Source organism: Nitrosomonas ureae, assembly GCF_001455205.1.
Classification (GTDB): Bacteria; Pseudomonadota; Gammaproteobacteria; order Burkholderiales; family Nitrosomonadaceae; genus Nitrosomonas; species Nitrosomonas ureae.
The window spans coordinates 231,401-250,139 of the sequence record NZ_CP013341.1 but is presented as its reverse complement, the minus strand read 5'-3'; the positions used below and the strand labels follow the sequence as shown (position 1 = coordinate 250,139).

15 protein-coding genes and 1 pseudogene are annotated in these 18,739 nt (G+C 48.2%); 9 read left to right on the top strand and 7 right to left on the bottom strand.

The window, feature by feature from the left end; all coding sequences use genetic code 11:
- Positions 1–7 precede the first annotated feature (7 nt).
- Positions 8–1,018 carry a J domain-containing protein gene (locus tag ATY38_RS01270; protein ID WP_062557697.1) on the top strand — a complete coding sequence of 337 codons (1,011 nt, stop codon included), beginning with the start codon at positions 8–10 and terminating at the stop codon, positions 1,016–1,018.
- Between the two features lie 88 nt (positions 1,019–1,106).
- Here the strand turns inward: ATY38_RS01270 and ATY38_RS01265 are convergent, their stop codons facing one another.
- Positions 1,107–1,967, bottom strand: a complete 861-nt coding sequence (locus ATY38_RS01265) for an MBL fold metallo-hydrolase (protein ID WP_062557696.1) — start codon at positions 1,965–1,967, stop codon at positions 1,107–1,109.
- Positions 1,968–2,090: 123 nt separating this feature from the next.
- Between ATY38_RS01265 and ATY38_RS01260 the strand changes: the two genes are divergently transcribed.
- The 5 genes from ATY38_RS01260 to ATY38_RS01240 all read left to right on the top strand — a co-directional run bounded on the left by ATY38_RS01260 (position 2,091) and on the right by ATY38_RS01240 (position 5,928).
- Positions 2,091–2,525, top strand: coding sequence for a YeeE/YedE family protein (locus ATY38_RS01260; protein WP_062557695.1), 435 nt, complete (start codon positions 2,091–2,093; stop codon positions 2,523–2,525).
- A 32-nt stretch (positions 2,526–2,557) separates the two neighbouring features.
- A complete protein-coding gene (locus tag ATY38_RS01255) occupies positions 2,558–2,974 on the top strand; it encodes a DUF6691 family protein (protein ID WP_062557694.1) in 417 nt (138 codons plus the stop codon).
- A gap of 103 nt (positions 2,975–3,077) precedes the next feature.
- Positions 3,078–3,404 (top strand): ArsR/SmtB family transcription factor, encoded by a 327-nt coding sequence (locus tag ATY38_RS01250; protein ID WP_013648366.1) that lies wholly within the window; start codon positions 3,078–3,080, stop codon positions 3,402–3,404.
- A gap of 76 nt (positions 3,405–3,480) precedes the next feature.
- A complete protein-coding gene (locus tag ATY38_RS01245; RefSeq protein WP_074702186.1) occupies positions 3,481–5,091 on the top strand; it encodes a bifunctional protein tyrosine phosphatase family protein/NAD(P)/FAD-dependent oxidoreductase in 1,611 nt (536 codons plus the stop codon).
- A gap of 6 nt (positions 5,092–5,097) precedes the next feature.
- Positions 5,098–5,928, top strand: a complete 831-nt coding sequence (locus ATY38_RS01240; protein ID WP_062557693.1) for a sulfite exporter TauE/SafE family protein — start codon at positions 5,098–5,100, stop codon at positions 5,926–5,928.
- Between the two features lies 1 nt (position 5,929).
- Here ATY38_RS01240 and ATY38_RS01235 read toward each other — a convergent pair whose 3' ends face one another.
- The 4 genes and pseudogenes from ATY38_RS01235 to ATY38_RS01225 all read right to left on the bottom strand — a co-directional run bounded on the left by ATY38_RS01235 (position 5,930) and on the right by ATY38_RS01225 (position 7,942).
- Positions 5,930–6,577, bottom strand: a complete 648-nt coding sequence (locus ATY38_RS01235; protein WP_062557692.1) for an MT-A70 family methyltransferase — start codon at positions 6,575–6,577, stop codon at positions 5,930–5,932.
- 2 nt (positions 6,578–6,579) lie between these two features.
- Positions 6,580–7,044, bottom strand: a pseudogene (locus ATY38_RS16990) (BglII/BstYI family type II restriction endonuclease); the annotation flags it as partial.
- Positions 7,045–7,240: 196 nt separating this feature from the next.
- Complete coding sequence (locus ATY38_RS16000) at positions 7,241–7,390, bottom strand: hypothetical protein (protein WP_158441752.1); 150 nt, start codon at positions 7,388–7,390, stop codon at positions 7,241–7,243.
- 39 nt (positions 7,391–7,429) lie between these two features.
- Positions 7,430–7,942, bottom strand: a complete 513-nt coding sequence (locus ATY38_RS01225; protein WP_062557691.1) for a protein tyrosine phosphatase family protein — start codon at positions 7,940–7,942, stop codon at positions 7,430–7,432.
- Between the two features lie 124 nt (positions 7,943–8,066).
- Here ATY38_RS01225 and ATY38_RS01220 point away from each other — a divergent pair, with 124 nt between their 5' ends.
- Positions 8,067–10,784, top strand: a complete 2,718-nt coding sequence (locus ATY38_RS01220; protein ID WP_062557690.1) for a cation-transporting P-type ATPase — start codon at positions 8,067–8,069, stop codon at positions 10,782–10,784.
- A gap of 11 nt (positions 10,785–10,795) precedes the next feature.
- Here the strand turns inward: ATY38_RS01220 and ATY38_RS01215 are convergent, their stop codons facing one another.
- Positions 10,796–11,809, bottom strand: a complete 1,014-nt coding sequence (locus tag ATY38_RS01215) for a sodium:calcium antiporter (RefSeq protein ID WP_062557689.1) — start codon at positions 11,807–11,809, stop codon at positions 10,796–10,798.
- 355 nt (positions 11,810–12,164) lie between these two features.
- Here ATY38_RS01215 and ATY38_RS01210 point away from each other — a divergent pair, with 355 nt between their 5' ends.
- Entirely contained in the window at positions 12,165–12,875 is a 711-nt protein-coding gene (locus tag ATY38_RS01210) for a c-type cytochrome (RefSeq protein ID WP_062557688.1), read from the top strand.
- 11 nt (positions 12,876–12,886) lie between these two features.
- Entirely contained in the window at positions 12,887–14,170 is a 1,284-nt protein-coding gene (locus ATY38_RS01205) for a c-type cytochrome (protein WP_418006943.1), read from the top strand.
- A 424-nt stretch (positions 14,171–14,594) separates the two neighbouring features.
- On the opposite strand, the gene ATY38_RS01200 is transcribed toward ATY38_RS01205, so the two are convergent.
- A complete protein-coding gene (locus tag ATY38_RS01200) occupies positions 14,595–18,191 on the bottom strand; it encodes a beta strand repeat-containing protein (protein ID WP_062557686.1) in 3,597 nt (1,198 codons plus the stop codon).
- Positions 18,192–18,739: the final 548 nt, after the last annotated feature.

The following is an 18,739-nucleotide window of genomic DNA, read 5'->3' as shown; positions in this document are numbered from 1 at the left end:
AGTAATTATGATCGAGCGGCGTAATTTCTATCGCATTCTTTACATTCAGCCTGATGCACCAATGGAGGTGATCAAAGAAAGTTACTGGGCATTGATGCAAAAACTTGTAATGCATCCTGAGCTGGCCAATCCGGATTGGAATGTGAGCTTACTTAATCTTGCTTATAGTACGTTAAGGGATCCCTTCAAGCGGGATGAATATGACCAAGAATTATTGGATCGATATCATATTAAAGTTCTAGGTCAGGGTGCATTGGGCTCCAATGCTAGGCCTGGGGCGGAAAGAAAGCCTAGTGAGCATGCGGACAATTTGAATCAACGTAATTATTATCGGATTCTTCAGGTTCAATCTGATGCACCAATTACCACAATTAAAGCGAGTTATCGAGTATTAAAAGAAAATTCTCTTCAAGATAAAGTATTGCTTGAGGAAGCTTATCGAATTCTATCTGATCCGGGGGCGCGCACGCGGTATGACGCATTTTTGGCGAGTAAATTACTTCATGCTGCGCAAGAAACAGCGAATAAGAAGATTAATTTACCCCACTTGGTTTCCGCCCCTGGTGCGTCGGAACGCTCTGTTAAGCCTTATCGAGGATTAATTACGCATTATTGTTTTTTCTGCAAAACGCCCTACGTGCCGCAGACAGGTTTATACCAAAGTGAGAATTGCTTGGAATGTGAAAGCCCGCTTTTTGTATTGCATCATGAAAATCCGGAATCAACGCAACGTACTATCATGCGAATTCCAGTGAGAGGGGAGTTGGTTTTTTATTTGTTCTGGCCTGGGCGGCCGGTGCAGGGTGTTTTTCAAGATTTGTCACCCGCAGGGATACGTTTCTTGACAGAAGTAATGCTGGATTTCAAAGATATTATAAAAATTGACGCACCAAATTTCCAAGCGGTAGCGGAAGTAACCAATAAATATCATGAGAATCATGCAATTTCGGTGGGTGCCCGTTTTATTGCGGTAAAATTTGATCAGCAACGGGGTAACTTTATCACCATGCAGGTTTAAAGACAGGTGAAAGCTATCTGTACTTATCGATCAACTAGTATTAAGCAGCGGTATTTCGTCAGATATGATGAAATCTAAATGTCACGCATCAAATTAAGTTAATCGGTATTTTGAAGTATGCAACACCATTAGGCTCAGCTGGCGGTAGTTTACCGCCTCTGACATTTATTTGTATTGCGGGTAGCAGCAGATTTGGCATTTCTAATGTTGCGTCGCGTTCAGTGCGCATCTTTACAAATTCGTCTTCAGTGATTCCGGCATGAATGTGAATATTGCGTGCGCGTTGTTCAGCAACCGAACATTCCCATTCTGGCGGGCGATTGGTGGGGGGGTAATCGTGACACATCAATAGACGGGTTTCAGGCGGGAATGCGAGTATTTTTTGAATGGATTTAAACAACTGGCGGGCATCACCGCCTGGAAAATCTGCGCGCGCGGTGCCAACATCAGGCATAAAGAGCGTATCGCCCACAAAGATTACATTGTTGATTTGATATGCGATGTCGGCGGGTGTGTGGCCTGATACTGCAATGACTTTTGCTGTAATTTTTCCGATCCGGAACGACTCGCCATCGGAAAACAAATGGTCAAAATGATGGCCATCGGGTATAAAATCATCACCAAAGTTAAAAATTTTTTTGAATGTTTTCTGAACTGCAGGAATATTCCGACCAATGGCGATTTTTCCACCTAGTTGATTTTTAAGGTAATCAGCTGATGACAAATGATCCGCATGTGCATGTGTTTCTAGAATCCACTGAACCGAAAGACGTTGATCATGAATAAATGCGATTAGCTTGTCGGCATTATGGGTGAGGGTTTTACCAGCCTTAGGGTCATAATCCAGTACGGGATCAATAATGGCGCAACAGCCTCCCGCTTCATCAAAAATAACATAGCTGATAGTCTGTGTTACGGTATCAAAGAATGCTTGTATGGTGGGGTTCATTTTATTCTCCTGGTGGTTTTTCAGATAAAGTTATTACTGAAAATAGTATAAATAGAAATTATTATATTCTAATATATACTATATAATAATTTAATGACCGGCATTATTTTTTCAGTGTAGGGGGTGCATATTAATTATCTGGACTTATTACCATGGCAAGCTGTAGCAGGAGGGCTCGCAATAGGTTTTGCGGTGACAATATTATTACTGTTTAATGGACGTATTGCTGGGATATCCGGAATTATGGGTGGTTTATTCCGTTTGCAAAGAGGAGATATCGGTTGGCGCATCGCTTTTATTTCAGGGTTGGTTTTATCGATAACCATTTGGAATATTTTTTTCGCTCTACCGGAGATACGGATTGAAACCAGTCATTTGATGTTGCTATTAGCCGGTTTATTAGTGGGATACGGAACAAGATTGGGCTCCGGGTGTACAAGTGGTCATGGCGTTTGTGGGTTATCGCGAGGGACAATTCGCTCTTTTGCCGCCACAGCAATATTTATACTGACGGCAATGCTGACAGTTTATGTGGTAAGACATGTGATTGCCAATTAGTTTAAATGGCTGCGAATAATGGAGGATATCAAATGGTTGGTTTGATGGCGTGGGTGTCCGGAATCGTATTCGGATTGGGAATTATTTTATCCGGCATGGTTAATCCGGCAATTGTATTGGCTTTTCTTGATATAACGGGTCGCTGGGATGCTTCGCTGATAGGGGTGATGGCTGGCGCGGTCGCCGTAAGCTCAATAGCTTTTGCGATTGCAAAGAAACAAAAGAAAAGCTATTTGGGCGGATACATCCAGATACCGAGTGTTACCAAAATCGATACGCGCTTGATATTAGGCGGGATTGTGTTCGGGATCGGTTGGGGAATAGCGGGAATCTGCCCCGGGCCAGCGTTAGTGCTGGTGGGATCGGGCAACCTGGAGGCTATTATCTTTCTAGGGGCAATGTTATTGGGAATGGGTATTTTTGAAGCTGTGCAGCAGAAACGTCAATAAGTTTACTGACAATTTCTATAAAATAAATTAGGATTAATATCCTTGTCATCATTGTTGAATTTCGGGGCCTCGAATAATTAATTACACTAAAGTATGATAAAACATGAAAACACAACCAGTTTTAAACGGTATGGCAGCATTACACACATCGGCTGCGGCGGCCTGTGCATTGCTGAAGATTCTCGCTAATGAAGATCGATTGCTCATTTTATGCGAACTGAGTCAGGGAACACGGAATGTGGGGGAACTGGAAGAATTATTGGACATTCATCAACCCACTTTATCGCAGCAACTCACCGTGTTGCGTGAAGAAAATCTGGTTTCGACAGAACGAAGAGGTAAGTACATCTACTATAGTCTAGCAAGCTCGGAGGCCATTCAAATCATGGAGACTTTATTCAATCTCTACTGCAAGAAACATTCCACATAAAAGACTGAAGATTGGTTATAGCGCCTATGGGTCTTTTTTGCGATACCACATCGCGGGTTAATAAAGGAGGATAGGCATGTCCATGAACATTATTAAACTGGATCACCAGTTTTCAGTGAGTGGTCAGATTAGTGTTGACGACATCAGTGCGGTTGCTGCAGCCGGTTATAAATCCATCATTTGTAACCGCCCGGACTACGAAGGTGGCGAGAATCAACCGCATAGTGAAGAGCTGGAAGCGATGGCTAAAGCTCAAGGCATTATCTTTATTTATCTGCCTGTCAAAATGGGCGCCGTACCTACCGAACGTGTTGAAGCTTTTCAGAAGTTAATGGTTGAGTTGCCTAAACCGGTTCTGGCTTTTTGTAACTCCGGCAGGCGGGCAGCTGCTTTACACGAGATGGCTCGGCAAAGTAATGGCGATAAAGTGAAGGTGCAGGACTCGGTCATCGATGCGTGCAATTGGGGAAGCGCTTTCGATGTGGTTGTTATTGGTGGTGGTTCGGCAGGTATCGGGGTGACTGCCAGTCTTCTCAAACGGCGGCCAACCTTGCGCATTGCAATTATCGAACCCAGTGATCGTCACTATTATCAGCCTGCATGGACGCTGGTGGGTGCAGGCGCATACGATATTGCTGAAACGGTAAAGCCGATGGGGAATGTGATTCCAAGAAACGCGGAGTGGATACAGGCATCTGCAACTGTATTTGATCCGGAGCAAAACAAAGTTCGTCTGGATGATGGGCGGGTAATCGGCTACCGGCAGTTGGTTGTATGTCCCGGCATCCGGACCGCATGGGAAAAGATTGAAGGATTGGAAGAAACGCTGGGTAAAAATGGTGTTACCTCGAATTATCGTCATGATTTGGCGCCTTATACCTGGGAATTGGTACAGGGGTTTAAATCCGGGAAGGCGATTTTCACTCAACCGCCCATGCCCATTAAATGTGCCGGTGCGCCACAGAAAGCCATGTATCTTTCTTGTGATCACTGGCTGCAAGCGGGTTGTTTGGAAAACATAAATGTTGAGTTTGATACCGCGGGTGCTGTGCTATTTGGTGTGGCTGATTTTGTTCCACCCTTGATGGAGTATGTTAGGCGTTATCATGCAAAACTGGTATTTAATTCCAATCTGGTCAAAGTGGACGGAGCACAAAAAATTGCTTATTTTGAAATTAAAGATGCGAATGGTACGGTGATTCACGAAGCAAAACCCTTTGATTTGCTGCATGTAACACCGCCACAAATGGCGCCGGACTTTTTGCGCGATAGTCCCTTAGCGGATGCCAGCGGTTTTTGCAAGGTGAATGAGAAGACACTGCAGCATACCGATTATGCCAATATATTTTCACTGGGAGATGCGTGTTCTTCGCCGAATGCGAAAACTGCAGCCGCCGCCAGAAAGCAAATTGTTGTGGTGGCCGGGAATTTGCTGGCGGAAAAAGAAGACCGGGAATTTACAGCCTTTTACGACGGTTATGGTGCATGTCCGCTGACTGTGGAAAACGGCAAGGTAGTCCTAGCTGAATTTGGTTTCGGTGGAAAATTATTGCCCACGTTCCCATTGAAACCTACCGTGCCGAGTAAGCTTTACTGGTTTCTCAAGAAGACTGTTTTTCCATGGATTTATTGGAATGGCATGTTGAAAGGCAAGGAGTGGCTTGCCCATCCTCGCAAGTCGCACTGAGCTGGAGTGGAAATATTGTTAACCAGCATACTGCTTGGCGCCGGTACCGGCGCCGTCCTAGCGCTGACCGGTGCAGGCGGAGCGATAATCGCAGTGCCCTTACTCATCTTCGGGTTGCATTTCACTGTGGCCGAATCCGCTCCGATCGCCTTGCTCGCAGTGTGCGTGTCATCAGCAATTGGCGCACTTATCGCGTTACGACAGGGAAAGGTGCGTTACCGGGCGGCAGGATTTATTGCAATTACCGGAATATTGGTAGCACCCGCCGGGATATGGCTGGCGCAGAAGCTGCCGAATGCACCCTTGACAGTGTTATTTGCACTGGTTTTATTTTATGTGGCGGTGAATATGTTGCGGCAAAGCGCGCAACCAATGGCTGAAAAAAAGGATGCGGCAGATCCGCAATCTAATCTTGCTGCCATTCCTTGTCGGCTGGAATACGAGCACGGTCGCTTAATATGGGGCTGGCCGTGTGTTCGCGCGCTGGGTTATTCAGGCATCGCCACCGGCTTTATATCAGGCTTGCTCGGGGTCGGCGGTGGTTTTGTGGTTGTTCCGGCGCTTAAAAGAGCCACCAATCTTTCAATGCAATCCATACTGGCTACAGCGCTGGCCGTCATCGCGCTTATTTCAGCCGTCGGGGTGGCCTCGGCAACTGTTCTGGGTACGATGAACTGGCCTGTTGCACTGCCTTTTGCCACCGGAGCATTGGCTGGCATGTTGATAGGGCGTGCTATTGCCGGTTATCTTGCACCTTCAAGGCTACAGCAGGGATTTGCGGTCGTTTCGATGGGCATAGCGGTGTGGATGATTTTGCGGTTATTTTGGATTGGTTAATTTATAGCAGCGTGCGCTGTTTAAAAGGAACAATATTTGCTTGCGAGTGGTTAGAATATGTATCCCAATCCAAGGTGTATTCACGAGACTGATTACCCCACACAAACCAGCTCTTTCTTGACCCTCTTGAAAAAAGCTCAATATATGGATCCGGGCTACAAGATTCTATGATTTGATATTGTTCATCGGGTTTTCTACTGTGTTCTCTTTTTTGGGATGAGATGATATTTTCTTGACTTCTTCCCGGCTGCAACGTGCGTGCACTTTTTCCTCTCACTCCGAACAAAATCATCTCGGTCACATTTCGGAAGTAAAAACCAACGCCCCTTCTATCGGGGCCACCATCTTTTCTAATTTTGTACCAGATTAAGTTGGTCTTATATGTAAAACCCCAATGTTCCATTACTTGTAGTCCATCGGCAAGCAAAGCGTTTGGAACCCATAGATAAAGATGCGCCGTATCATTCACAATGGCTTCCACAGGAAGATCTTTAATTTCTTGTAGAGTCATAGTTGGGTATCGTGAAAGACGCTTGTGTTCAGGAGCCATTTTCCCTGTTCTATTCTGAAACTGCCACGGTGGATCAGCCAATACAGTTGAGAATTTTCGTTTTCCTACTTCTTCCAATAAATCATCAGATGCTCCCACCTTTATTCATCCTCCACATAGAGTGATTTTGAAATTCCCAGTACTAGTAAAGGGCAGCCAGCACCACTTCCGCCCTTGATGCGCGGTAGAAGCTTGCTCATATGTGTCGTTGATGCACCATATGAACTTCCCCTACCGAGATCATTAAAAATATCCTGAAGATCATCGCATCGTGTAATTATAACGCCAACGCTAATTGCTCTTAGATCGAAAAGCAATCTGAAATTGTTCAAATCTCGATCATAAAATGGATCTTTATTATTCCACTCGATTTCCAGCGCTACACGATTTCTGAAACAATCGACTCTATGTGTGGGAGTATCTATAGTGTTCTGGTCAACAACTACTTGTGTTTTAAATTCTTTCTCAATCCAGTTGCGACTATATAGAAAGCTATCTATAAATTTAGAAACTTGAGATTTGCTTCCACCGGAATTGGTAATCCAGCTTTTATTTAAGCGAAAAGCAGTTAGAACCGCAAAATATCATTCCATTCGTTAGGAAAATCTACCTTCAAGATTGCGCAAGCATGCTTCCACTCATGGACTTCATAGTTTTGCCTGATAAACTCAGGAAGCAGCTCAGTACTCATTTATTTTTCATTAGGTTATTCAATCAACATAAAAGTTAACGGATAGCAATAGAAAGAGTCGATCTCTTTGTTTAATGATTGGCTAGTCCGATCTGCAGAGTAGGCTTTATTTTGAGTGCTCTACCAATGTCGAACTTGGTTGCTTTCTGCAACCAAACATAAGGATCAAGGTAGCGGTTATAATCAAGAACGGTTATTTCAACAATGTCAATCGTCAGCATTTTCTCAGTCTGCTTATAGCAAGTGACCGCGATAATGACTCAATTGAGCATAATTTCACGAAGCTTTTCCTCGAGCGGCGGGCGTAAACCCATTTTGCGTGCTTCTTTGATGGCTGCTTCCGGTTCAACACCTTGGGTAATGCGATAGCTGGCCCACATGGCGCTGGCGCGGTTACCCGATCCGCAATGAATCAAGACCGGTTTTTGGGCGGATTCGATAATTTTGGTAAATTCGGCCACCTGTTCCCGCGTGATTCCGGCAACCGTGGTCGGGATGTTGAAGTACATCATGCCGGCCCTGTCGACGAGCGCTTTTTCCTCGGCGGTTCCTTCATTCTTTGTTCGTAAGTCAATGACGGTTTTAAATCCAGTGGCGGCCAAGGCTTGCGTGCCGCCATCGCTGATCATTCCGGAAATGGCGATTTGTTCTGTGGCGCGGCTGTAGTTTTGCACCTCGATCACCTGATGTCCGAACGGCACGCGTCCGGATGCTTGCGTCAAAGGGGTAAACAAGATAGTCATCAATGCCATCAGAATGATAGAGTATTTCATGGAAAGCTCCATTTGCTATGTTAAGGTAAAAGAATGTTTTCCATTGTAGCGGTACTGGATATTCAAATACAAATTATTCCTGATAACTGGGTGTGTCCGTTTTTTGCGTCAAAGGAAATTTTTTATGTCGTATGATCCCGATTCGTTGGTTGATAAAACACCCGCATGGCACAGTTATGCGGCAGAAAGCGTTCTGCAGGCGTTTGCGACCGGGCAGAGCGGTTTGTCACAATCAGAAGCCAAGCTACGCTGGGAAAAATATGGTGCCAATCGCTTAAAACCGCCCAAACCCGAAAGTGCGGTTATCCGTTTTTTGTTGCAATTTCATAATGTACTGATTTATATCTTGTTGGGTGCGTCGGTGGTGACAGCATTTATGGGGCATTGGGTGGATAGCGGCGTTATTCTGGGCGTCGTGATGATTAACGCCGTCATCGGTTTTTTACAGGAAGGCAAGGCGGAGAAAGCGCTCAGTGCGATCCGACGCATGCTGTCGCTTAACGCAATGGTATTGCGCGAAGGACGTCGGATACAGATTCCAGCGGAGCAATTGGTGCCGGGGGATGTGGTGGTGGTGCAGTCCGGTGACAAGGTGCCTGCTGATATGAGGTTGCTCAGCTGTAAAAATCTGCGCATCGAAGAGGCGGCGTTGACCGGCGAATCCGTGGCGGTCGAGAAATCCATTCCAGCGGTCGATGCCGTGACAGCGATCGGAGACCGTTTCTGCATGGCGTACTCAGGTACGCTGGTGGTTTACGGCCAAGGGATGGGTGTTGTGGTTGCCACCGGTCAGTATACCGAGATTGGGCGTATCAGCCAGATGATCGCGCAAGTCGATAAGCTGGTTTCACCGCTACTGCGGCAGATGGCAATTTTTGGCCGCTGGCTGACGGTAGTAATTCTATTCCTGGCGGTGAGCCTGTTTGTTTACGGCTTTTTGCTGCATGATTATCCTCCGGGCGAGATCTTCATGGCCGCGGTGAGCATGGCCATCGCCGCAATTCCGGAGGGATTGCCCGCCATCATGACGATTACGCTGGCGCTGGGGGTGCAAAATATGGCGCGGCGCAGCGCCATTGTACGCAGGCTGCCCGCAGTGGAAACACTGGGTGCGGTAACCGTTATTTGCACGGATAAGACCGGTACGCTGACGCGCAATGAAATGACCGTGCAAAGTGTCATGACTGCGTCCGATCAATTGCAAGTCAGCGGCGTAGGCTATGCGCCAGCAGGCGGTTTTAGCCGGGATGGAAGGGAAATCAGGATTGCGGATGATGCCGATATACTGGAATTGTTCCGGGCCGGATTGCTGTGTAACGATGCCTCGCTGCAGCAGCATGATGACCGGTGGGATATCCAGGGCGATCCGACCGAGGGCGCACTGGTTACGTTGGCAATGAAGGCGGGCTTGGATTCGATTTCGGAGCAGAAAGCATTACCGCGCGTGGATGTGATTCCTTTTGAATCGGAACATCGTTTCATGGCGACGTTGCATCATGACTCTGTCGGACAGGGCCTGATTTATGCCAAAGGCGCTCCGGAGGAAGTATTGGCCATGTGCAGCCATCAGCGCAGCCAGGGAAAAAACGAATCGATTCAATTGGGTTTCTGGCATGCCAGAATAAGCGCAGCCAGTGAAAACGGTCAGCGCATACTGGCCATAGCCAGTCGCAAGGTACAGGCGAAGCAACAAACACTGGCATTCTCCGATGCTGAAACGGGATTTACCTTGCTCGGGCTGGTTGGCATTGTCGATCCGCCGCGCGAGGCAGCCATCGCCGCCGTGCAACAATGCCACGCGGCCGGTATTCAGGTCAAAATGATCACGGGTGATCATCGCATTACCGCCTGTGCGATCGGCACGAAATTAGGGATCGGGGATGGTCAGCGCGCTATTACGGGCATTGAACTGGACGATATGGACGACGCGCAATTGCGCAGAGTGGCGGCCGATGTGGAGATTTTCGCGCGCGCTAATCCCGAGCATAAACTGCGGCTGGTGACTGCGTTGCAGGAAAACGGCGAGGTTGTCGCAATGACGGGAGACGGCGTGAATGATGCTCCGGCGTTAAAGCGTGCCGATATTGGCGTCGCGATGGGACGTAAAGGCACTGAAGTTGCTAAGGAAGCAGCAGAAATGGTGTTGATGGACGATAACTTTGCATCGATCACCCACGCCGTGGAGGAAGGCCGCACTGTCTACGATAATATCCGCAAAACGGTTGTTTACATTCTGCCGACCAGTAGCGGTGAAGCAGGTATCCTGATGCTTGCCATTATCCTGGGGATGGCCTTGCCCATCACGCCCGTGCAGATTTTGTGGATCAATATGGTGACGACGGTGACGCTGGCGATTTCGCTTTCTTTCGAGCGGCCGGAGAGCGGCGTGATGTCGCGCCCGCCGCATGATCCCAATGCATCTATTTTGTCAGGATTTCTGGTGTGGCGCATTGTCTTCGTTTCTTTATTAATGATCAGTGGTGGCTTCGCTCTCTATATTTGGGAAACCCTGCAAGGTTCCAGTGTTGAATTGAGCCGCACGGTGGTGGTGAATACGCTGGTGATGTGTGAAATCGTTTATTTGTTCAATTGCCGCTATCTGGTGGCTTCCGTTTATTCGCGTCAGGGATTTCTGGGCAATCGCTATGTTTTATGGGCGATTGGTTTATTGCTGGTGCTGCAAATGTTGTTTACCTATTGGCCCGTCATGCAGCAATTGTTTGGCACAACGGCGCTGGATGCAGCGACTTGGGGGCGGATCATTGCGGTTAGTTTGATTTTATTTCTGCTGATTGAATTCGAGAAATTCTTGTTAAGAAGGCGGGGGATTACGAATTTGTAATGCTGGATTATTCATCCACCATGCAGATAAAACACATAGGTATTGAGCAGATAGAGGGTGAACAGGCTCAGGCTGATCCAGCCAATGCTGATGAACAAACGCGTGCTGGGGCGATAAACCAGGCCCACGATGACAATGCCGCTCATGATGACTGCCGAGAAAGCGGAGAAAGCATGCAAGGGTGAAGTAAAAGTCAGGAGCGGGCCTGCAACAAAAATGATGTCTTCCAGTGCCAGTATCAAGATATTGAACAAATTGCTACCCAATAGATTGGCAATGGCCATATCCAGTGCACCCATGCGCAATGCGGCGATGCTGACTGCAAGTTCCGGAAGCGAGGTGATCCCGGCAATGAATAGCGTCCCTACAAACGTATTGTGCCAACCCATCACTTCAGCCAATTGTGCGCCTACAAACGGTAAATAAATCCCGGCCGCGATAACCAAAGAAGCCGACAATACATAACGCACATAAGCCTGATGCAAGGTCATGTCCGGGTAGCGATCCGCGACCTGTTCAACGAATTCTTTTACCTGCGCTCGCTCGTGGATGTAGAGTGCCCGCATGGCAACAATGTAGAACAATACGATAGCGGGCGTATAAATTCCCAGGTGAGCAATAGTAAGAGTGGTTTTGTCGATTAGTAAAACATTCAGCCCAACAAATCCTATGAGTATTACACCAAATCCTGCGGATAGAATGTGGCTCGAACTGGCGCGGCGGTACAATGATTCGCCGCGCGCCAGATAGTCCAGTACCACCAGAATAGCCAAATTGAAGACGCAACTACCCAGCAAACTGCCCACTGCAATATTGGGTATGTTTGCCAATGTCAAGGCACTGACGCCTGTTACAAGTTCAGGCAGTGAAGTCACCGTAGCAAGTAGAATGAGACCAATCCAGCTGCCGGACAAACCGGTTTTGTCCGCGATGACGTCGGCGTATCGGCATAATCGGGTTCCCGCAAAGCCAATCAATATGGCACAGAGACCGAATTCGAACCATATAATTAGAACTGCCGACATATCAATTGTAAGTTATGTCTTTGGAGCAGGTTACTGGATACGGACATTTTTAATTGTTCTATCGGTTAGAAAGAAATGGCAATCTTAACATTTCCGCTTGATAGAATATTGCTGTCAGAGGGTTGCTAGTTTCTCATAAGCGGCTGTGCAAATCTGGCTGCTACCTTACCCAATCGATCCTATCGTGAATGCGCATATCAAACCAAATGTTTCCGGGTTTTCAGTTAAGAACCTGTGTTAAATTGCAGATTATGAGCTGCAAAAGTTTCAAAATGTCGAATTAAAAAATTAAATACGGCAAGCGTGTGATGTGCGCACGATTGATCCGGATTTATAAATTGCGGAAAAATTTTAAATGACACGTTTTATTATATTGATATTGTTATGTATTACGAGCGTGGCGAACGCCATTGGTGGTGAAGTGCCCGATACCATGGCCGAGCGGGTTAAGGCCTGTACCATCTGTCATAGCGCTGAAGACAAAGTAGGGCGTGATGCATACTATCCTCGTATAGCGGGTAAACCGCAGGGGTATATCTTTAACCAGTTGCGTAATTTCAGGGATGGCCGGCGCTATTATCAACCTATGGTCGTTTTGCTGGAAAATATGTCGGACGAATATCTGCGGGAAATAGCACAGTATTTTTCTTCTTTGCAATTACCCTATCCGGATCCCGAGCGGATTCAGATGCAACCTGAGGAAATAAAACTGGCGCAGCATCTGATTTATTCAGGATCTCCGGAGCGCAATATTCCGCCATGCAGTGCCTGTCATGGAGATATTTTGATGGGCGTGGAACCTGCAATCCCGGGTCTGATTGGGTTGTCCCGCGCTTATATTACAGCGCAGCTGGGCGGGTGGCGTAGTGGGAGCATTATGCGGAGTCGGACATCGGATTGCATGTCTGAAATCGCTAAACAGTTGACCGAGAGAGAGGTGAATGCCGTTGCAAAATGGCTGGCGAATCAATCTGTTTCTGGGAAACCCGGTTCATTCAATGTGCTTTCACCTGAATTGGTAGCTCGGTGTAGCCGGACTATTCTGGAAAACGGGGGTGCGGAATGAGGCACGGAGTCATGATATTCAATGTAATAGGTTATTGGAAAAATATTATCTTGCTGTGGGCATGCGGGATATCGCTGACATTTGTTTTGCTGACGATGCCAGGGAAAGTCATGGCTGGTGAAGCGGAACATTCTGCTGCAGTGGAGTATGGCGCTTACTTAACTCGCATTGGTAATTGCATGGGATGTCATACGACTAAGGGGGGGCAGCCATTTGCAGGTGGGCGCCGATTGTCCACGTCATTCGGTGTGTTTATTACACCTAATATCACGCCTGACAAAGAAACGGGGATTGGCCTATGGAATCAACAGGATTTCTGGCAAGCCCTGCATCAGGGCAAATCGCGTGATGGGCGGCTTCTATATCCCGCTTTTCCCTATACCGAATACACCAAAGTGACGCGGCAAGATGCCGATGCAATTTTTGCTTATCTGCAATCGCTACCCCCAGTTTCGCAGACTAATCCGGCGCATGATATTTTCTTTCCCTATAATTCCGAATCATTGCTTGCGGTCTGGCGCACTTTGTATTTTAAAGAAGGCGTTTATAAGCCGGATCAATCCAAGAGCCCAGCATGGAATCGTGGTGCCTATCTGGTGCAGGGGTTAGGTCATTGCAATGCCTGCCATACCACCCGCAATATGTTGGGGGCGAGTCAGGACGAGGCATTAACAGGTGGGCAAATAATGGGCATGAATTGGTATGCCCCTTCTCTGTCTTCGAATCTGGAAGCAGGCAGCGGCGATTGGGAAATCGAGGAAATTGTTACGTTGCTGACAACGGGTATCACAAAGCGTGCCGTGGCTTCGGGGCCTATGGCCACTGTCGTCAGGCAAAGCCTGCAATATTTATCGTCAGAAGATGTGCTCGCTATGGCAGCCTATCTGAAATCACTGACGGAAAATGACATAGGCAATGTGACTGGTGTTCATTTTTCGGTGACATCAGGCAGTTTTCGCAAACAACTGGAACTGGGCGGGAAAATTTATCAAGAATATTGTCAAGCGTGCCATGGTGCTGACGGAAAAGGCGCTCCGGGTATTTATCCCGCACTGGCCGGTAATCGAGGTGTAGTGATGGATTCGCCTTTGAATGTTATTCGCAGCGTGTTGAATGGCGGTTATCCGGCCACAACGGCAGGAAATCCCCGGCCCTATGGAATGCCGCCGTTCCAGCAGATTTTACGTAATGAGGAAGTAGCACTCGTGGTGTCATATATTCGGAATGCCTGGGGAAATCGTGCCAGTTTAGTGAGAGCGCTGGAGGTTGATCGTAGTAAAGGCGGGGATGATTAGCAGGAATTTGGCATAGTGGTAGTGTTATATGCCTATGTGAAGTGGAAGTGGCGTTCAGAAACTAGCTCTTGATAAAAAGAGCAATAGATGTGAGGAACGTAAAACCTAGATAAGCAGCGCGCATCTCACCTACTCAAAGGAGCGACCATCATCCGGCCTACTCAGGTTCAGATTGGAGCTATCACGTATGCCACAATGAAAGAAAAATGGCTATTTTGTTGCCATCATCGCTAATCGATTGGTATTTCCGCATAATGCCCGGTGGGTGCCTGCTAGATAAGATAATCATGAATATCCAGGCACAATAAGCGGTCATTGATGGTCACAGGTTTTTATTTGTTGAAACTGCAAGCCAGGAAGAGGATTAATGAATCCCTCCCCTGGTTTGCTGGTTTAGTAAAGATCGAGTGAAATTTTATGGCGATTAGATAATAAAGTCGCTATTGCCGGCGAAATCCAGACTGGCCAGTGTCGTTCCGACCAGGATGATATCACCTGTGCCCGCACCCCCGCTTCCAGCGGCTGAAGTGAGGTCAATACGCACATTGGCGCCTTCAGTAGCTGACAGAGCCTGGATTTGAGCAAGCGTAAGCCCGAAGTTGCTGAGGTTGATAACGTCGTCACCAGAATCATCAAAGTCCAGAATGGCGGATTCCGCAGAGGATGTCGTGACGACGAAGGTATCATTGCCCGCGCTGCCCCTGTAACTAGTTGCCAAGGCGTTGGAAACGGTTATGGTATCGTTGCCGCTGCCGCCATCAGTTTCTTCAATACCGGCCAGTGATGGATTGCCAGAACTGAAATCAATCGTATCATTACCCGAAGTGCCGACGATCCGATCATAACCGCCAGCGCCATCGATAACTTCAATGGAAGTGAGGTTGTCCAGATTGCCGGTTGTTCCGCTGACATAGAAGTAATCGTTGCCGGAACCGCCCAGCCAGGTATCGGCACCATCGCCGCCATCAATCGCATCCAGGCCATCGCTGGAGCCACTGACCAGGAAGGTATCAGCACCCAGACCACCGTTCAGGATATCGTTGCCGTTGTTACCACGAATGGTATCTGCGTTGTCGGTACCGGTTATGGTATCAACACCGTTGCCGCCATCAATTTCTTCAATACTGGTCAATGATGGATTGCCAGAACTGAAATCAATCGTATCATTACCCGAAGTACCGACGATCCGATCATAACCGCCAGCGCCATCGATAGCTTCAATGGAAGTGAGGTTGTCCAGATTGCCGGTTGTTCCGCTGACATAGAAGTAATCGTTGCCGGAACCGCCCAGCCAGGTATCGGCACCATCGCCGCCATCAATCGCATCCAGGCCATCGCTGGAGCCACTGACCAGGAAGGTATCAGCACCCAGACCACCGTTCAGGATATCGTTGCCGTTGTTACCACGAATGGTATCTGCGTTGTCGGTACCGGTTATGGTATCAACACCGTTGCCGCCATCAATTTCTTCAATACTGGTCAATGATGGATTGCCAGAACTGAAATCAATCGTATCATTACCCGAAGTACCGACGATCCGATCATAACCGCCAGCGCCATCGATAGCTTCAATGGAAGTGAGGTTGTCCAGATTGCCGGTTGTTCCGCTGACATAGAAGTAATCGTTGCCGGAACCGCCCAGCCAGGTATCGGCACCATCGCCGCCATCAATCGCATCCAGGCCATCGCTGGAGCCACTGACCAGGAAGGTATCAGCACCCAGACCACCGTTCAGGATATCGTTGCCGTTGTTACCACGAATGGTATCTGCGTTGTCGGTACCGGTTATGGTATCAACACCGTTGCCGCCATCAATTTCTTCAATACCGGCCAATGATGGATTGCCAGAACTGAAATCAATCGTATCATTACCCGAAGTACCGACGATCCGATCATAACTGCCAGCGCCATCGATAGCTTCAATGGAAGTGAGGTTGTCCAGATTGCCGGTTATTCCGCTGACATAGAAGTAATCGTTGCCGGAGCCACCCAACCATTTATCAGTGCCATTGCCGCCATTGATCGTATCCAGGCCATCACTGGAGCCACTGACGAGAAAAGTGTCATTGCCGTTATCACCGAAGAGCGAATCAGCTCCATTTGATCCCCTGATGGAATCGGCGCCTTCACCGCCCCGTAACGTATTGGCCTGGTTGTTGCCAGTAATAGTGTCGTTGCCGAAGCCGCCGTTAACCACTACATCGGTCAGCGTGGTACCGGAGAAGTCGAGAATGTTGCCTGAGCCGTCACCTGCTACTGTCACGCCAGTCTTGCCATCAGCGGTGATGGTTTCAACGCTGTTGCTGGCGTTGAAATTGCCTGCCAGACCGATCGTAGTGTTGTTGCTTTGTGCCTTGATGGTGTCGTTGTCGGCACCCCCTTGATAAGTATCGCTGCCTTCGCCACCGCCGGAGACCAGGAAGGTGTCCTCGCCGCCAGCGCCGTTGATAGTGTCGTTACCCACGCCACCTCGGATGGTATTGGCATCATCATTGCCGGTGATGGTGTCGTTGCCGAAGCCGCCATCTATCAAAACATCGGTCAGCGCGGTGCCGGTGAAGTCGAGAATGTTGCCTGAGCCGTCACCTGCTACTGTCACGCCAGTCTTGCCATCAGCGGTGATGGTTTCAACGCTGTTGCTGGCGTTGAAATTGCCTGCCAGACCGATCGTAGTGTTGTTGCTTTGTGCCTTGATGGTGTCGTTGTCGGCACCCCCTTGATAAGTATCGCTGCCTTCGCCACCGCCGGAGACCAGGAAGGTGTCCTCGCCGCCAGCGCCGTTGATAGTGTCGTTACCCACGCCACCTCGGATGGTATTGGCATCATCATTGCCGGTGATGGTGTCGTTGCCGAAGCCGCCATCTATCAAAACATCGGTCAGCGCGGTGCCGGTGAAGTCGAGAATGTTGCCTGAGCCGTCACCTGCTACTGTCACGCCAGTCTTGCCATCAGCGGTGATGGTTTCAACGCTGTTGCTGGCGTTGAAATTGCCTGCCAGACCGATCGTAGTGTTGTTGCTTTGTGCCTTGATGGTGTCGTTGTCGGCACCCCCTTGATAAGTATCGCTGCCTTCGCCACCGCCGGAGACCAGGAAGGTGTCCTCGCCGCCAGCGCCGTTGATAGTGTCGTTACCCACGCCACCTCGGATGGTATTGGCATCATCATTGCCGGTGATGGTGTCGTTGCCGAAGCCGCCATCTATCAAAACATCGGTCAGCGCGGTGCCGGTGAAGTCGAGAATGTTGCCTGAGCCGTCACCTGCTACTGTCACGCCAGTCTTGCCATCAGCGGTGATGGTTTCAACGCTGTTGCTGGCGTTGAAATTGCCTGCCAGACCGATCGTAGTGTTGTTGCTTTGTGCCTTGATGGTGTCGTTGTCGGCACCCCCTTGATAAGTATCGCTGCCTTCGCCACCGCCGGAGACCAGGAAGGTGTCCTCGCCGCCAGCGCCGTTGATAGTGTCGTTACCCACGCCACCTCGGATGGTATTGGCATCATCATTGCCGGTGATGGTGTCGTTGCCGAAGCCGCCATCTATCAAAACATCGGTCAGCGCGGTGCCGGTGAAGTCGAGAATGTTGCCTGAGCCGTCACCTGCTACTGTCACGCCAGTCTTGCCATCAGCGGTGATGGTTTCAACGCTGTTGCTGGCGTTGAAATTGCCTGCCAGACCGATCGTAGTGTTGTTGCTTTGTGCCTTGATGGTGTCGTTGTCGGCACCACCTTGATAAGTATCGCTGCCTTCGCCACCGCCGGAGACCAGGAAGGTGTTGTTTATTTGGCTACCGGTGAGATTATCATTGCCGACGCCTCCGTTAATAGTGACATTTGTGACTCCAGATGCGGAAGTTAGTGCGGATAAGTCGATGTCATCGTTGCCGAATCCGCCATTCACGATAATCGTATCGTCGACAAATGGACCGATTGTGTTTACGTTTAGGGTTACATCGAAGCCTGCACCATTATCTGCAATCGAAATTGCATCGTTGCCGCCAGTACCATTGATTGTTTTTGTTGTCATTGTATTTCCTTAATATTATGAAAGTTTATTTTTTTCATGAGAATGCAGGCTGCATAAGGCAGGTTTTATAAAGCTGCCACCGATAACTTGCCGGTCTCTGGCATTTCATAAAACACTGGATTATTGATTTTTAACTGTTATTTTGCAGTGAATTTAAACGATTACTACTTTACTTCATGCACAAATCACCAATATATATAACATGCACTTGATTTGAACTGTGCATGGTATGGAAACACACTTCGTTGAATGTTTCAATCAAGAAAATGTCCCGAATTAAATGGAAAAATATCCCGAATAACTGATCGAGTCCGGTCAATACACGATAGTCTCGACGGGCAATATTTGCTGTCCGGAAGGGAGGAATTCTTGCGGAAATTTGAAGCGTAGTTGATAGAGTTAGGAGCATGAAAAAGTCATTGCCATTTTTGTGAACGATGAGGGGTTCTTGTTGACGATTATCGAATTGTCGGAAATTGACGTCTGCAAGCTCGTAATTTTTTGTGATGAATTTCTGGTGTAAAACCCATAAAAATAATATAGTTGAA

What these genes read in the sequence shown, in the direction of transcription:
- ATY38_RS01270 (WP_062557697.1), top strand. Translation starts at nt 8, where the DNA reads ATGATCGAGCGGCGTAATTTCTATCGCATTCTTTACATTCAGCCTGAT.
- ATY38_RS01265 (WP_062557696.1), bottom strand. Translation starts at nt 1,967, where the DNA reads ATGAACCCCACCATACAAGCATTCTTTGATACCGTAACACAGACTATC.
- ATY38_RS01255 (WP_062557694.1), top strand. Translation starts at nt 2,558, where the DNA reads ATGGTTGGTTTGATGGCGTGGGTGTCCGGAATCGTATTCGGATTGGGA.
- ATY38_RS01250 (WP_013648366.1), top strand. Translation starts at nt 3,078, where the DNA reads ATGAAAACACAACCAGTTTTAAACGGTATGGCAGCATTACACACATCG.
- ATY38_RS01245 (WP_074702186.1), top strand. Translation starts at nt 3,481, where the DNA reads ATGTCCATGAACATTATTAAACTGGATCACCAGTTTTCAGTGAGTGGT.
- ATY38_RS16000 (WP_158441752.1), bottom strand. Translation starts at nt 7,390, where the DNA reads ATGCTGACGATTGACATTGTTGAAATAACCGTTCTTGATTATAACCGC.
- ATY38_RS01225 (WP_062557691.1), bottom strand. Translation starts at nt 7,942, where the DNA reads ATGAAATACTCTATCATTCTGATGGCATTGATGACTATCTTGTTTACC.
- ATY38_RS01220 (WP_062557690.1), top strand. Translation starts at nt 8,067, where the DNA reads ATGTCGTATGATCCCGATTCGTTGGTTGATAAAACACCCGCATGGCAC.
- ATY38_RS01215 (WP_062557689.1), bottom strand. Translation starts at nt 11,809, where the DNA reads ATGTCGGCAGTTCTAATTATATGGTTCGAATTCGGTCTCTGTGCCATA.
- ATY38_RS01210 (WP_062557688.1), top strand. Translation starts at nt 12,165, where the DNA reads ATGACACGTTTTATTATATTGATATTGTTATGTATTACGAGCGTGGCG.
- ATY38_RS01205 (WP_418006943.1), top strand. Translation starts at nt 12,887, where the DNA reads ATGATATTCAATGTAATAGGTTATTGGAAAAATATTATCTTGCTGTGG.
- ATY38_RS01200 (WP_062557686.1), bottom strand. Translation starts at nt 18,191, where the DNA reads ATGACAACAAAAACAATCAATGGTACTGGCGGCAACGATGCAATTTCG.